This window comes from Streptomyces sp. SID3212 (assembly GCF_009865405.1).
GTDB lineage: Bacteria > Actinomycetota > Actinomycetes > Streptomycetales > Streptomycetaceae > Streptomyces.
Map to the genome: position 1 here is coordinate 1 of NZ_WWJY01001238.1, position 14,970 is coordinate 14,970.

General features: G+C 69.2%; 13 protein-coding genes and 1 pseudogene. 6 read left to right on the plus strand and 8 right to left on the minus strand.

All coding sequences use genetic code 11. The annotated features are described in order from the left end of the window. From GT042_RS36665 to GT042_RS36680, 4 genes are all read left to right on the plus strand, one after another. A partial coding sequence (locus tag GT042_RS36665) for an alkaline phosphatase family protein (RefSeq protein WP_161312985.1) occupies positions 1-1,362 on the plus strand: 1,362 nt, incomplete at its 5' end. Between the two features lie 180 nt (positions 1,363-1,542). Further along, positions 1,543-2,415 carry an aldo/keto reductase gene (locus GT042_RS36670; protein WP_161312986.1) on the plus strand — a complete coding sequence of 291 codons (873 nt, stop codon included), beginning with the start codon at positions 1,543-1,545 and terminating at the stop codon, positions 2,413-2,415. Positions 2,416-2,496: 81 nt separating this feature from the next. After that, positions 2,497-2,883: a hypothetical protein gene (locus tag GT042_RS36675; protein ID WP_161312987.1), complete on the plus strand. Its 387-nt coding sequence runs from the start codon at positions 2,497-2,499 to the stop codon at positions 2,881-2,883. Between the two features lie 6 nt (positions 2,884-2,889). Continuing rightward, positions 2,890-5,487: an Hsp70 family protein gene (locus GT042_RS36680; protein WP_345944057.1), complete on the plus strand. Its 2,598-nt coding sequence runs from the start codon at positions 2,890-2,892 to the stop codon at positions 5,485-5,487. 211 nt (positions 5,488-5,698) lie between these two features. Here the strand turns inward: GT042_RS36680 and GT042_RS36685 are convergent, their stop codons facing one another. Together GT042_RS36685 and GT042_RS36690 are read right to left on the minus strand one after the other, a co-directional pair. Further along, the gene (locus GT042_RS36685) at positions 5,699-6,790 is read right to left on the minus strand and encodes an amidohydrolase family protein (protein WP_161312988.1); all 1,092 of its coding nucleotides are present in this window, start codon (positions 6,788-6,790) and stop codon (positions 5,699-5,701) included. A 415-nt stretch (positions 6,791-7,205) separates the two neighbouring features. After that, complete coding sequence (locus GT042_RS36690) at positions 7,206-7,925, minus strand: DUF2993 domain-containing protein (protein WP_161312989.1); 720 nt, start codon at positions 7,923-7,925, stop codon at positions 7,206-7,208. A 147-nt stretch (positions 7,926-8,072) separates the two neighbouring features. Here GT042_RS36690 and GT042_RS36695 point away from each other — a divergent pair, with 147 nt between their 5' ends. Further along, positions 8,073-8,729, plus strand: a complete 657-nt coding sequence (locus tag GT042_RS36695) for a TetR/AcrR family transcriptional regulator (RefSeq protein ID WP_161312990.1) — start codon at positions 8,073-8,075, stop codon at positions 8,727-8,729. 1,017 nt (positions 8,730-9,746) lie between these two features. On the opposite strand, the gene GT042_RS36700 is transcribed toward GT042_RS36695, so the two are convergent. The 4 genes and pseudogenes from GT042_RS36700 to GT042_RS36710 all read right to left on the minus strand — a co-directional run bounded on the left by GT042_RS36700 (position 9,747) and on the right by GT042_RS36710 (position 12,219). Next, positions 9,747-9,965: a hypothetical protein gene (locus GT042_RS36700; RefSeq protein WP_237531558.1), complete on the minus strand. Its 219-nt coding sequence runs from the start codon at positions 9,963-9,965 to the stop codon at positions 9,747-9,749. Positions 9,966-10,030: 65 nt separating this feature from the next. Next, the gene (locus GT042_RS36705) at positions 10,031-10,405 is read right to left on the minus strand and encodes a hypothetical protein (RefSeq protein ID WP_161312991.1); all 375 of its coding nucleotides are present in this window, start codon (positions 10,403-10,405) and stop codon (positions 10,031-10,033) included. 731 nt (positions 10,406-11,136) lie between these two features. Continuing rightward, a pseudogene (locus tag GT042_RS38525) lies at positions 11,137-11,316 on the minus strand (IS5/IS1182 family transposase); the annotation flags it as partial. Positions 11,317-11,490: 174 nt separating this feature from the next. Continuing rightward, the gene (locus tag GT042_RS36710; RefSeq protein WP_161312992.1) at positions 11,491-12,219 is read right to left on the minus strand and encodes a type 1 glutamine amidotransferase domain-containing protein; all 729 of its coding nucleotides are present in this window, start codon (positions 12,217-12,219) and stop codon (positions 11,491-11,493) included. Between the two features lie 196 nt (positions 12,220-12,415). Between GT042_RS36710 and GT042_RS36715 the strand changes: the two genes are divergently transcribed. Next, positions 12,416-12,991 (plus strand): CGNR zinc finger domain-containing protein, encoded by a 576-nt coding sequence (locus tag GT042_RS36715; RefSeq protein ID WP_161312993.1) that lies wholly within the window; start codon positions 12,416-12,418, stop codon positions 12,989-12,991. A 108-nt stretch (positions 12,992-13,099) separates the two neighbouring features. On the opposite strand, the gene GT042_RS36720 is transcribed toward GT042_RS36715, so the two are convergent. Together GT042_RS36720 and GT042_RS36725 are read right to left on the minus strand one after the other, a co-directional pair. After that, a complete protein-coding gene (locus GT042_RS36720) occupies positions 13,100-13,894 on the minus strand; it encodes an SDR family NAD(P)-dependent oxidoreductase (RefSeq protein ID WP_161312994.1) in 795 nt (264 codons plus the stop codon). A 95-nt stretch (positions 13,895-13,989) separates the two neighbouring features. Continuing rightward, positions 13,990-14,838 carry a helix-turn-helix domain-containing protein gene (locus GT042_RS36725; protein ID WP_161312995.1) on the minus strand — a complete coding sequence of 283 codons (849 nt, stop codon included), beginning with the start codon at positions 14,836-14,838 and terminating at the stop codon, positions 13,990-13,992. Positions 14,839-14,970 lie beyond the last annotated feature (132 nt).

The window sequence follows — 14,970 nt, forward strand, 5'->3', positions numbered from 1 at the left end:
ACCGCCGCCAAGGCCCCGCACCTCAAGTCCCTGATGGCGAACGGCACGTACGGCACGTCCCTGCTGTACGCCCCTCCGATGGCGGCCACCTCGTCGGGACCCGGCTGGTCGACCGTCTCCACCGGAGTCTGGCCCGACAAGCACGGCGTCAAGGACAACACCTTCACCGGCAAGAACTACGGCACCTACCCGGGCTTCCTGGCCCGCCTGGCCCAGGTGCGCCCCCAGCTCTCCACGTACGCCGCCGTCGACTGGAAGCCCCTGCACGCCCAGGGCACCGTCACTCCCGGCGCCGACGCCACCCTCGTCCTCGACGGTGACGCCGACGGATACCCGGGCCACGACGCCACCATCGCCGCGGAGACCGAGGCGGTCCTGCGGAACCAGAACCCCGACGTCGTCTTCGTCTACTTCGGCAACACCGACATCGTCGCCCACGGCTCCGGCGCCGGCAGTACGGCCTACCTGAACGCGATCGACGTCCAGGACGGCTACGTCGGCCGGCTGCTCGCGGCGGTGAAGGCCCGCCCGGCGTACGCCTCCGAGCGGTGGACCGTCATCGTCACCACCGACCACGGCCACACGGACCCGGGCGGGCACGGCGGCAGCACCATCGAGGAACGGCGTACGTTCGTCCTCGCCCAGGGCCCCGGGATCGCCGCCGGCGTGCGCCCCGTGGACACCCGCCTGGTGGATGTCGCCGCGACCGTGTTCAAGCAGCTGGGCATCGCGCCCGACCCCGCGTGGGGCCTGGACGGCAAGCCCGTACAGGAACGGTCGGGTGATCCCTTCGACACCCTGTACCCCTCCCTCTCCGGGCGGGTCGACGAGACGGGGATTCCGGCCGGGATCATCGGCTTCACCCACACGGCGCCCGGCGGGTGGTCCGTCATCAACACCGCGATGGGCACCGGCGGCATGACCGAGTGGCGCGGCTGGTCGTTCGCCACCGACGAGTTCTGGAGCCGGTCACAGCGTGACCAGTCCCGCGAACTGAACGTGCGCGCGCGGGGCGTATTCGCGGTCGCCGACTCCGACGAGTGGGCCGACAAGTCCTTCTCCGGTACGTACGACTCCACGCTGGTCACCCCGGCGTACGCGGTCGGCGGCAGCGCGACCGTCCGGCTCGACTTCACCACCTTCTACCGCCAGGAGGGCAGCCAGAGCGCGCAGATCCTCGCCTCCTGGAACGGCGGCACCCCCGTCGCCGCCAGGTCGTACACCACGGACGTCATCTCCCAGCCCCAGTCCCTGACCCTGCCCGTCCCGCCCGGAGCGACCAGTGTCAGCTTCCGGTTCCGCTACACGGGGAGCAACAACTGGTACTGGGTGATCGACGGCGTGCGGGTCACGGCCGGCTGAGCGAACGGGCGGGGCGGCGTCAGCCGCCCCGGATCGTCGGCCGGATCGCCGGTCGGGGCGGCGCCACACGGCGCCGCCCCGACACGGCCCGTCCGTACGAGGCGAAACCGGGGAGCCGGCCCTAGAGTCAGGCGCAAAAGCCTCATCAAACACATCTCCCCCAGAAAGGACGGGCCGGCCGTGCAGACACGCCAGATCGGTGACACCGAGGTCAGTGCCGTAGGGCTCGGCGGCATGAACCTGTCGATCGAGGGCCGGCCCGACGAAGCGCGGGCGATCGCCACCATCCACGCGGCGATCGACGCCGGCATGACCCTCATCGACACCGCGGACTCCTACCACCTCGCGGGGCACGACGAGGTCGGGCACAACGAGAGACTGATCGCCAAGGCGCTGGCCTCCCACAGCGGCGGGTCGGACGTGCTCGTCTCCTCCAAGGGCGGTCACACGCGGCCCGACCTCAACCCCGGCCCGTACATCTGGCCGGTCGACGGGCGCCCCGAGCACATCAAAGCCGCCTGCGAGGGCTCACTCGCCCGGCTGGGCGTCGAGGCGATCGACCTGTACTTCCTGCACCAGACGGACCAGGACGTGCCCTACGAGGACTCCGTCGGCGCCCTCCGCGACCTGCTCGACGCCGGCAAGATCCGGATGGCCGGCGTCTCCAACGCCAACACCGCGGAGATCGAACTCGCCCACAGCGTCCTGGACGGACGCCTCGTCGCCGTACAGAACCAGTTCTCCCCCGCGTTCCGCTCCAGCGAAGCCGAACGGGCACTCTGCCACTCCATGGGCATCGCGTTCCTGCCCTGGGGCCCGATGCGCGGCGTCTCCCGCTCCGACGCCGGCACCCCCACCCACGACCGCTTCAACCGCGTCGCCCAGGCACACGGCGTGAGCCCCCAGCAGGTGGTCCTGGCCTGGATGCTCGCCTCGTCCCCCGTCGTCATCCCCATCCCGGGCTCCACCCGCCCCGAGACCGCACGCGACTCGGCGGCGGCGGTCGACCTCACACTCACCGACGGCGAACGCGCGGAGCTCGACACCGTCTGAGCCGGGGGCGATCACGGCCGTACGGCACCAACTCGCCCCGAGGCGGATAAAGTTGCCGCCTGCGCACATGAACGGGGAGGCATGGTGGCGGTCGAGGGAAGTCCCGTCCGGCTGGTGCTCGACACCGGGGACGGTGATCGGGAGTACGCGGAGGAGCAACTCCAGTACCTGTTGGCGGAGTTGAGCCAACTCGACCTCGCGAGCATCGAGCGGGCCCCTTCGCCCCTCCCACCGCCGCCGGGCACCCGCGGCTCCGGCGCCGTGGAGCTGGGCGCGCTGGTCATCGGCCTGGGCGGCGGCGGCGCGCTGCTCCCGGTGCTCGTCGGTCTCGTACAGGACTGGCTGAACCGGCGCCGGTCGGGCACCATCCGCATCAAGATCGGCGACGACGAGATCGAACTGACCGCCACCACCGACGAGATGCGGAAGCGCGCACTGGAGGATTTCCTCCGCCGCCACGGGAAGTGAGCCGCGGTGGCGAGCCGGGCTCTGATCATCGCCAACAGCCGTTACGACGACGAACACTTCGCCCCGCTCCCGGCGGCGGCCGCTGACGCGGCCGAACTGGCGCGGGTGCTCGGTGACGCGGAGATCGGCGGCTTCTCCGTCGAGACACTGGCCGACGTCGGACAGCGCACGGCGATGCGCGCGCTCGAATCCTTCTTCACCCGGGCGAAACCGGACGACCTGCTGCTCCTGCACCTCTCCCTGCACGGCTGGAAGGACATCCGCAACCGCCTGCACTTCGTCATGCGCGACACCGAGCGCGACTACCCCGGCTCCACCGCCGTCTCCGCGGAAACGGTCGCCGGCTGGATGGGCGAGAGCCGCTCCCGGCGCATCGTCGTCCTGCTCGACTGCTGCTACAGCGGGGCGTTCGCCCTGGGCGCGCTGCGCCGGGAAGCGGGCACTCCCACGGTCGACGTCGCCGAGCCCTTCGCGGGCAACGGCCGGGTCGTCCTCACCGCGTCCACCGCCCTCCAGTACGCCCACGAGAACGAGCGGGACGTCCGCTACAGCCGCACCCCCGCGCAGCCGTCCGTCTTCACGTCGGCCGTGGTCAACGGCCTGCGCGACGGCTCGGCCGACCTGGACGGCGACGGGCTCGTGTCGGTCGACGAGCTGTACGACTACGTGCACGAGCAGGTACGGCGGCGCATCGCGGGCCAGACACCGACACTCAGTGTGGACAGCGCCCAGGGCACTATCTACCTGGCCCGCAGCGCCCGCCACGGCGACGTCGACCGGCTCGCCGAGATGCGCGCCGCGGTGGTCGACGTACAGGCCTGGAAGCGGATCGGCGCCCTGCACCTGGTCGCCCACCTCCTGGGCAGCGTCCGCGAACCGACCCGCGACGCGGCCCGGGCGGCCCTCCTGGGCCTGATCGCGGACGAGGATCGTGAAGTCGCACGCCAGGCAAGGGAGTTGTGGCACGGGCGCGGACTCGGCGAGATTCCCACGGCGCGAGCGCCCCGCCCGCCCCGCCCGGCGGAGCGCCGGCCGAACGCGACCGCCTCGCCGTACGTCGGTATCGACTTCGGTACGACCAACTCGGCGATCGGCGTCTTCGAGGGGGAGGACGTCCGGCTGATCCCCAACCCCGAAGGAGCACTCACCACCCCGAGCCTGGTGGCCGTCACCGCCGAGGGCACGATCCTCGTGGGCACGCCCGCCAAGCGGCAGGCCGTCACCAATCCCGATTACACAGTGCGGTCCGCCAAGCTGAAGCTGGGTACGGACTGGGGCATCACCCGCGGCAGCGTACGGCTGACGGCGGAGAAGGTCGCCCAGCTGATCCTCGCCCGCCTGCGCGAGGACGCCGAGGCCTACCTCGGCGGCCCGCTCGGCGGGGCCGTACTGACCGTCCCGGCGAACTTCGGCCTCGACCAGCGGGCGGCGCTGGTCCGGGCCGGCGAGGAGGCGGGGCTCCACATCGTCCGGATGGTCAACGAACCCACCGCCGCCGCGGTGACGTACGGCCTGAGCAAGGAGGCGGACGCCCGTGTCCTCATCTTCGATCTCGGCGGCGGCACTCTGGACGTCTCGCTCATCGAGGTCGGCGACGGCGTCGTCGAGGTCAAGGCGACCGGAGGCGACAACCACCTCGGCGGGGACGACTGGGACCGGCGTGTCGTCCAGCATCTCGTACGGCGGGTGCGGGACCGGTACGGGACGGAAGTGACGCACGACGTACGGGCGATGCAGCGGCTGCAGGAGGCGGCCGAGGCGGCGAAGGTCGAACTGTCGTCGGCGAGGACCGCCACCGTCGTCCTGCCCTACCTCGCGTCCGGTCCGCACGGTCCGCTGCACCTGGAGGAGACCCTGACCCGCGAGGAGTTCGAGACCCTCACGCGGGACCTCCTGGAACGCTGTCGCAGACCCGTCGAACAGGCCGTCCGCGACGCCGGGGTTCCGCTCCACGACATCGACCTGGTGATCCTGACGGGCGGTGCCACCCGGATGCCGGCGGTAGGAGGACTCGTACGGCGGCTCACCGGCGGACGCGAGCCCTATCGCGGGCTCATCCCGGAGGGGATCGTCACCGGCGCCGCACTTCAGGGCGGCGTCCTCTCCGGCCGGGTCAAGGACGTGTTCCTCCTCGACGTCACTTCCTCCTCGATCGGCGTCGAGGTACGGGGGGAGACCGTGGAGAAGCTGATCAGACGGAACACCACACTCCCCGTGAGGGGCAGCGAAACGTTCACCACGAGCGCGGACGACCAGAGCACGGTGGTGTTGCACTTCGTGGAGGGCGAGGAGGACGACCCGGCGGAGAACAGGACCCTCGCGGTGCTGGAGATGGACCGGATTCCGCACGCTCCCCCGAGCGTGTTCCGTATCGAGGTGAGCGCCGACTTCGACGCCAACGGCGTACTGCACGTCAGGGCCAAGGACTTGGGCACCGGCAGAGAGGTGGCCGACACCGTCAGCCACGCCACCATGAGGAAGGCGGCTGCTCTCGTCAGCTCCCCCGACTGGCCCCGCCTGCGAACCCTCGCTCCCACAACCCTCCCGGCCTTCGCACCCCCCATGACACCAAAGCCCGATCCGGCCCCGCCCTCGGACCACTGAGAGAAGGGATCGGTCGGGCGTTCCGCTCGGGGCGGGGAGGCGGGTACCGCCAAAAAGGCGTCCGAGCACCGACGGCAACCTCGATGCACGGAACCTCCTGTCCGGCGAAGCTGGGAGGCAACACCCGCAGCAGCGTCCGCCAGGCGTCGGATGGACAGTCCCTCGGGCCCTGCCGCGGCTTCATCGGCAGGGCCCGAGGGACTGGCGCGTGTCAGGCGGCGGGCACCTGGGACAGGCGCGGGAAGAGTTCGCGAGCGTTCAAGGAGAACATCTGCTCCTTCTGACTCGCAGTCAGTGCTCCGCCCACCTCCAGTGCAAGGGCCTGCGCCGTGACGACGGGGGCGCTGGTGAAGGGGTAGTCGCTGCCGTACAGCAGATGCTGTGAATCGGTGATCTTCAGGAGCGCCGGCACAGCACGGGTGGCGGAGAAGCCTGCGACGTCGTAGTGCAAACGCCGGAAGGCATCCATCACGTTGACGTCCACCTGCCCCTCCAGGGCGAAGGCGGCAATACGGTCGGCCAGGACAGGCAGCGCCGCTCCGGCGTGAGGGATGACGAACCGGATGCCCGGGTACGTGTCCATCACGCCGCGCAGGACGAGCTCGGTGACGGTTCGGGTGGTGTCGAAGAGGAACTCGACCATCGGGCGCGGGCGTCCGAAGCTGGTCTCCTCGAAGCAGGCGGGCGAGGTGGGGTGCAGCAGCACCACCGCCTGGCGCTCGTGGAGTTCGGCCATCAGCGGGTCGAACTGCTCGTCGCTGAGGTAGACGCCGTGGTAGTTGGTTTCCAGGGTGATGCCGTCAGCCTTCAGCTGGTCCAGAGCGTACCGGGCCTCGGCAACAGCGGCCTCGACGTCGGGCAGGGGCAGTGAGGCGAGCAGGCCGAACCGGGTGGGATGGTCGGCGACGATCTGTGCGCCCTCCTCGTTGACCGATCGCGCCAGTCGCCGGTTCTCCGCCGCGTCGCCCAGGGAGACGCCCGGAGACGAGATCGACAGCATGGCATGAGCCACCCCGGTCGTTGTCATCAGTCGCAGAGCTCCTTCCGGACTCCAGTCAGGGATGGAGGACATGCCGTCGGGCCGGCTGTTGCCGGAGTCGAGGAGCGCCTGGCGGTAGGTGGGTGTGAGGTAGTGGGAGTGGACATCCACCTTGGCACCGACGACGGCCGAGTCGGCGGCCTCCTGTTCCGGCTCCGCGGGGTCAGTGGATTGCGCCGAGGCGGGTGCTGTGACTCCGAACAGTCCGGCCGCCAGGGTGGTGCCGAGTCCCAGGAGGGTCCGCCGCCGGGTGGGAGAGGTCATGACTTTCCTGTCATAGGAGCGGTGGGCGGCCCGGTCTCACTTCCAGCCACCCGGATGATGAAGGGATCGTAACTGATCGTTTCATCAATTCCGTTAGGGGGTGCGCCGGTTGACCTGCACGGGGCGCTCGAGGCGGCGCCCCCGCCCTTGAGTATCGGATGCGTCATGGGCACCGGACGACGGCACGGGCGGGGCGGCGCGCGCAGGGTCGGAACCGGTACACGCTGGGCCCTTCCAGGCCGGGCAGGCTTTCGCGCTCGGGGAGGTGTGGACGAACCCGAGGCAGAGGTGATTCCGACCCCGAACCGGGGACGACAAGGAGGCTCAAGGCGCGGACGCGCGAGGGCCGTACGGCCGACCGGAGACGGCCTTGAAGGGGCGCCCGAGGGAAGAGCGGGCGCTGCGTTCGTCGGCGTCAGGCGCCTTCACCGGAGGGCTGGAAGGCCACGTTCTGTCCGTCGAAGCGGGCCTCAAGGCCTTGCTGCCCGGTGGTCAGCGAGGTCAGGTGGAGTCCCGCCGGAAGGTTGCGCAGCGGGACGGGGTGCTCGAAGGCCCCGGCGAGGGTCTCGCGCATGCCGGCGGGAAGCGAGACGCCCGTGATCTTCACGTTCTCGAATGCGATGGCGTTGCCATGGCCGATCTTGACGGTCGCGGTGACCGTTACCGTCTCACCGAAAGGGAGCAGCAGGCTCCCTTGGACCCGGCCAGGGGCGGTTGCGGGGCCCACATCGAGCCCCAAGGTCCGGGACAGGTCCTTGTAGGAGACGTATGCGGTCGCGGACGCCGCGCGTGCGCGGGCGGCCCGCGCGTCGGCGGAGGCGGTCACCCCGTCCATCGCAACGTCCAGTCGACTGATCGGCAGCGGCCTCCGGGAATCGGCGGGGATGCCCTGGGCGGCGATGTCGACCCGGTCGAATCGACCCCGCGCGACCTGCTTCAGCACCGGGAAGCCGTGGACCGTCACGTCGGGCTCCTGCGGGGTGCCGGTGGCCTCCTGGAAGGCTGTCGCGATCTTGCGCTCAGCGTGGCTGGCGACGGCGCTGTCAATCAGGGGAGACGCAAGGGCACCCCCGATGGCGACGGCTGCCGCGAGCACCACGATGCGGCGTCGTAGCAAGTGGCGGGGCGAGGACATGGAACCTCCTGTGGTGCGGCGCCCGCCGGGCGAGCCGACGGATGTGCCGACAGGCGAGCGGAGAGCCTCGATTGATCAGTTCTGAGAATTTCATCATACTGATGGATTGATGACCTCATCAGTTCTGCCGCCGACCACAATCCACTCATGCGACACCCGACCACCCAGCCCGCGAACCGCTTCGAGCGTCGGCGAGCCATGACCCGCCAGGCCCTCATCGGCGCCGCCCGCCAGGTCATGGCCGAGCAAGGCAACACGGACGTCAGCATTCAGCCGATCGCCGACCGCGCGGACGTCGGCTTCGGGACCTTCTACAACCACTTCGAGACCAAGGACGCTCTCTTCGACGCGGCGGTCGCCGATGCCTTGGAGGAGTACGGACAGTTGCTGGACGCCGCAACGGCGGAGATCGAGGACACGGCCGAGACCTTCGCCGCCGGCGTCCGCCTCACGCTGCAACTCGCAGCCAGCCACCCGGAGATCACCGGGATCCTCCGCTTCCGCGGACTCCAGCACGTCCACAGCGGAACCGGCCTCGGCCCTCAGGCCCTGCGCGACCTGGAGGCCGGAAAGGCGTCCGGGCGCTTCGACATCAAGGACACCCAGGTCACTCTCGGAGCCGTAGGCGGCATCGTACTAGCGCTCGTCCAGCTCGGAGCCACCAACGACCTCGAGGCCACAGCGGGAGAAGGGACAGCCGAGCTGGTCCTGCGCATGCTCGGCCTGCCCGCCGAAGAAGTGACGACTGGTCACGGTGACAGCGCTCTGCCCGCCTCCGATCGTCCCCGCACAGGTCACAGGTGATGTCGATCCCTCGTCGAGGGGACAGCCCTTTCGGCCGAAGCTTCCCGGCCTTGCGCGTCCTTGGCCCGTTACCCGCCAAGACACCTGTGACGGCGCGAACCCGTGGAAGGGCATCGACGGAAGTCTGGTGCGCATCGACGCGGGCCTCGCGAACGGGTGTCCGCGCCGGCCGCGTTTCCTTCGCCGCACTCGGTGGGGCACTTGGGCCAGTCGCGGCAGATGCGGTCGTTGCCGTCGTCGCCGTAGAGGGCGTCGCCGAAGTTCCCGCCGGTCAGGGTGCCCTTGCCCGGCCCCGCCGTGGAAGGTGAGCGCGGACCACGACAGCTTCCCGGGGGCGAGGGTGTCGTCGCCCTCGCCGCCCCAGCCGGGGATGCCGCCCAGGTCAGCCTTGATCGTGTCGTTGCCCGCCGCTCCGTACAGGGACACCTTGACCTTTGCTTTGGGGCCGCCCAAGGCGTAGAGGTCGTCGTTGCCGTCCTCCCCGTGGACGGTGAGGATCTTGCCGATGCCGATGTTGACCGTGTCCTCGCCGTTCCCGCCGTAGACCGTCAGCATGTCGCTGTGGACGCCCTTGAGGATGTCCTTGCCCTCGCCGAGACAGATGGCATCGGTACCCCGCCCTGTGGCGTCCCCGGCCGTGAGCTGGATGGTGTCGTCCCCTCCCAGCGCGGCGATCACGTCGTTGCCGGGCGCCGGGCGCAGGGTCTCCCCGGCCTCGGGGCCCACGATCGTGGCGGTCTTCCCGCCACAGATGACCTCAGGCGCCATCGAGACCTCGGCCGACGTCAAGCCGGCCGCGCGCGGATCGAACACTGATCACGTCAACCACCTCACTTCGGGACGCCGGGAAACGGACGGACCGCGCACCAGGGCCACCGTCTGTCCGGCGGCGTCAGCACGGCCCCGCCCCGGCCGACGACGCACCGCGCGGCAGAAGACGGCGAATAACCCGAAAGGCCGGTCAAGCCCTGGGCATCCGAGCTCGCTGGACGCGACGGCGGACGTTGAACAACAAGCTCAGTGCGGGGTGAGGCAGTTGGGGTCGGCGCAGGCGCCGGTCGGTGCGAGGGTGCGGTCCTCGGGCGGGGCGTCCAGCCACTCCGCGCGCATTACCTGGAGCCGGTCGAGGTCGAAAGACAGCTCCGGCACACTCGTCCGCAGCTCGTCGGCATACTGCCGGGTGAGCGCCCGGCCGTTCACGTACAGCTCGCCGCCACGCTGGGCGGGGATGACCATCGCGCCCACCGGTTCGGTGACGTTGCCCTACCGCACCAGCACCGCGCTGGCTGCCGGACCCCGGCTCAGTTTCCCGCCACCGGGTAGTTGTGCCATGCCCCGTAGGAATTGGTGGACGTATTGGGAACGTCCTCTACCACCCTGAGATTACTCATGGGGCTGTCGAAGTAATACGTGGTGCAGTCCACGCCACTGGTGTCCTCTCCGTACTGGACAGAGGCCGTGTAGTACGTGCTTGAGCCGACAAGGTAGAGCCCGGCCCATACTGAGCGGCCATCGTCTTCGCCGTCGCAGATGGTCAGTTCCGTGCCGTCGGGGCTGTGGAAGGCACGATTTTGGCCGAGCGAGGCGTCTTTGGCGTTGGCGGTTCCGGCCGGCAGCAAAGCTATGCCGGCACCCAGAACGAGGGCGGACAGGGCGGTCAGGCTCTTGTGCTTCACGTCGCTTCTCCGTCTTCTTTCGGCCTCACGCGTGGTGAGTGCAGGTCAGGTCTTGTACTCACCACCTTCTTTGTTGCTCCAGCGTCTCCGACCGACCTTGTTGGAACCTTGGGCGTTTCTTGAGCACCTGGTCAGGGGCGGCTGGACGGTCAGGGAGATGCCGCCGCGCCCGTAGGGCGTTCTGGTCAGCGCCGGTACGGGGCGAGGGGGCCGCTGCCGGCGAACGGGTCCAGCACGATCGCGCCGGCGAGTGCGATGCGTACGAGTGGCGTCGTCGATCGCGCGGGAGAATCGAACCCTGTGCGCTGCCCCACCCGAGCCGGGTTCTCCGCACCTGCCGCCCGGTCGGCATCGCCTGAGACGCGAGATGTCGAGGTGGTCCGGTGGGGCTGAGCCAGGTGTTGAAAGACCAGGACGAGTTCGCCGCCGGGGCACAGGTGGGACCGGGGGCGTGAGCGGCCGTTTCGATCAGGACACCTGCCCTGTTCACGGTCGCTGTTCCTACGTGCTTCCATCCCTGCCGGATGTGGTAAACGAACAGAGTGGGATTATCTGTCCGCACTCTGCCGCACACGACCTCGGCTCCCGACCGGGCGGCACACGAGACCATCCACCGCCGCAGGAGCGCACCTACTCCGCGCCCGGCAAAGGCCCGGCCCACGTTGCTCTTCTGCAGGTATCCGGCCGGCACCGCCAGTTGTGACCACTGCCGGCACCCGTGCTCGGCCGAAAAGGATCTCCTCGTGGAGCCCCCCGGCCGGCTCTGGACCAGATCAGGGTCTACGGTGGGCCGTCGACTTCTACATCTCGAGGCACGGCCGCGATGCCCGCCAGGCGCAGCCGCTGACCAGGACATAGATGACTACGGCGAACAGCGTCTCGTCAGGCGTGTCCTGCGTCCCGGCGCCTTCGACCAACGAGCCAACACCACACAGGGCACGATGCAAGCACGTCAGCCCGTGGGGGCGATGTAGGTTTCGCGTCCACGGGCTGACGTGCGCGGCGGTGGAACACGGAGTTCGGCCTCCTCGTACCACAGCCGGAGCTATACGGCGGGTGTGCCGCGAGCCCTCACAGTCGAATTGTCACGCGACCAAGGCGCGGGCGGCGAGTTCCTTCAGGACGGCCTGTGCCGCGGCGGCGGCCGAGGCGGGATTCTGACCGGTCACGAGGTTGCCGTCGACGACCACGTGAGAGGCCCAGGCCTGGCCGGGCACGAAGTCGGCCCCGGCGGCCTTGAGGCGACTGCCGATGAGCCAGGGGGCGTTGGCCGCAAGGCCGGTCTGTGTCTCCTCCTCGTCGGTGAAGGAGGTCAGGCGGCGTCCCTTGAACAGCCACTGCCCCTCGTCGTCGCCGGCGGGCAGGAAGGCCGCCTGGCCGTGGCAGAGCCCGGCGACAACCTTGGACTGGTCGGGGAGCAGGGTTTGCAGGACCCGGGCGACGTCCTCGTTGACGGCGAGGTCCTGCATCGGACCGTGGCCACCGGGGATGAAGACCCCGTCGAACGCAGAGGGATCGACGTCCTCGAGCCGCCCGGGCGCGGCGAGCAGCTTCTTCACGTCCTCCCGCTCCAGGTAGGCGCGGAGTTCAGCGACCTTTTCCTCGTCCCCGTTGTTGGCCTCCACAGTGAGGCTGAGCTCGTCCACGACAGCCGGCCTGCCGCCGGGCGTGACGATGGTCAACTCGACCCCTGCCTCGGTGAACGCCTTGTGCGGCTCGGCGAACTCCTCACTCCAGAACCCGGTGGGACGCTGCGTGCCGTCCTGCTGTGTCCACCTCGTCGCTCCGCTGAGAATCACGAGCAGTGATGACATGACTACCTCCAGATGAATATGTGAGCCCAACGACCCGCCCATCCGGGCTCCGGCGTCGCTACAGCATGACCGTAACACGTTAGAACATGACGTCTAACAGCCACCGGACTACAACATCGCTACCTAATAGCATTCGCACATGACGCATGGTTGGGCGTATCGTGGCTTGCCAGTCAAGGAGAGAGGTACGTGACTCATGCAGCAGACCGGGGCGGAGCAGTGCCCACCATCCACGTGCGACAGTTCCGCCCTGCTCCTCGGATTCGTCAACACCGCGCCCTTGGCAGGGGCCATGGACCGCCTGGCAGGAGCCGAAGACCTGTCCGCCTGGCTGGCCGGCACCAATCTCGCCGACGCCGACACGCCAGTGACCGGCGCGGACGTGGCCGCCGCCCGTGAACTGCGTGACGCCTTCACGATGATCTTCCGAGCGCACTCGGGCTGCGAGGACGGGGAAGCCGCACTGCCCGCCGCCGAGGACTACCTCCAGCGCATGGCCCCTCGCTACCCCCTCGCACCACGGCTCAGCGCCGCCGGCTGCCAACTGGTGCCGGCACAGGACGGGGTCCTCGGCGCTTTCGGCGCGCTCTTCGCCGCAGCTGCGGACCTGTCCGCACGCGGCGGCTGGCCGCGCCTCAAGATGTGCAAGAACCCCACCTGCTATACCGGCTTCTTCGACAAAACACGCAACTCATCAGGCCTCTACTGCAGCACCGCATGCAGCACCCGGATGGCGGCACGCGCCTATCGCAGCCGCGCCAAGACGGCATGAGTCGACAGCACTCGAAGCGCTTGCCACCCTTCCGCCCACTGCGCCCTCTTCAGCAGCCAGGATCAAGCAAGCAGGCCAGCAGTACACCGACTTGCGGACTCCGGCGTCTCAGGCTTCCACCCGGCCGCCGGAACCGTAGAGCGGCACTTCGAAGCGACCGGACAGGACGTCGAAGGCACCGCGTTCGGCGGCGCGCTGCTCTACGAATTCGGGGGTCGCCGTCGGACCGTAGCCGACTTCCGGGTGGGTGCCGTCCAGCATCGGGAACACGCTGTCGCAGAAGTCGTCCGGGAGCGCACCGTGCGCCTGGCCCGAGCCGGCGAGCTCCGTGGCCACCGCCGGGGGAATGAGCTCCACCACGCGGATACGGGTGGCTTTCAGGGCGTGGCGCAGGTTCACGGTGTAGCTGTGCAGCGCAGCCTTGCCGGCACTGTAGAGCGGCGCGAACGGCTGCGGGAAGAAGGCCCCGCCGGATGTGACGTTGACCAGCACCGCAGGACGGCCGTGGGCCAGCATGTGCGGGACGAGCAGCTGCCCGAGGTGGACCGGGGCCGCGAGGAGGATGTCGATCTCGTTCTGTGCCTCGGCCCAGGGTGATCGGTCCGAGGCGATGCCGACGCGTCGCTGGATACCGGCGTTGTTGATCAGTACGTCCAGCTCCGGCAGCGTCCGCCGGACGTGGTCGGCCAGCTGTTCCCGCCCTGCAGGAGTGGCGACGTCGTTGGTGAAGGTCAGAATGCCGGGGTGGCGGTCAGCCACTGCGGCGAGCCGGGCGGAGCCGCGGCCGGTAATCATGACGCGGTGTCCGGCGGCAAGATACCGTTCGGCCAGGCCGAGACCGATGCCTGAGCCGCCGCCGGTGATAAGAACTGTTCGCTCCGTTTGAGCGGTCACGTAAACCATGATGAATCGCTTCCGTTGGTCCAGGAATTGTCGTCCAGCGTCTCGACGCCGCCGGCGAGGGTCCTCTCCTGGAGCGCGTCCGACCGCGCGGATCATCAGCGCTGCGGCTCCGGGTCAAAGTCCTGCAGCCCTACGACCGAGAGCAATTCAAGCTGTTCCGCGGATTCACTGCCGGGCGACGCGGTGAACCACAGCAGCCGCTGCTGACCGTCCTCGCTCTCCAGCCTCAGGCAATTCAGGTCGAGGACGCCGAGTTGTGCCTGCACGATGCGCTTGCGATCTTGTCGCCGTACAGCGACATCCTGCTGCTGCCACAGGCGTGTGAATTCCTCGCTGTAGTGCAGGAGATTGTCTACGATCTCGGCGACGTCCGTCTCTTTGCCTCGGCGACCGACGACGGCACGCAAGTCCGCGACGAAGGCATCCGAGTGATGGTCGTGCTCGTCCTCGGGATAGACCCTACGACTGTCCGGTTCGGTGAACCACCGGTAGAGAAAGCTTGCCCGCAGCCCGGTGGCCTGCGGCGAAGGGCCGAGCAGTGCTCGCGCGAGGGGATTCTGCACGAGGGTGACGTGCAGATCAGTGATGATCATCGCCGGTGTGTTCCCCAGCCGTTCGAGCAGATCCAGCATTCCGGGCTGCACGTGCGCGGCCGGTCCGCCGCCGGAAGGCCTGAGCCGTCCGGCGACGCGGAAGAGGTAGTCGCGCTCGTCGGTGCTGAGCCGCAGGGCGCGCGCGAGGACGGCAAGCATCTGCTCCGAGGGCTGGGCCGAGCCCCGTTCGAGCTGGGTGTAGTAGTCCGTCGATGCCCCCGCCAGGTAAGCCACCTCATCGCGGCGCAGACCCGGCACCCGGCGTCGGGGCCCCGTTGCCAGACCGACGTCTCCGGGTCGCACTCGGTCACGCCGGGTGCGGAGGAAGGTAGCCATGGCGTTGAGATCCATACATCCCAGTATGGCGACCGACCGGCGATGAAGAAGGGGCTGTCATCCCCTGGGTAAACGCCCCCTCCCTCACGTGGCGGAATGCGACCAGCGTCGCAGTCGAGCGAGGCGCCGTCACCGGCGTTCCATCCA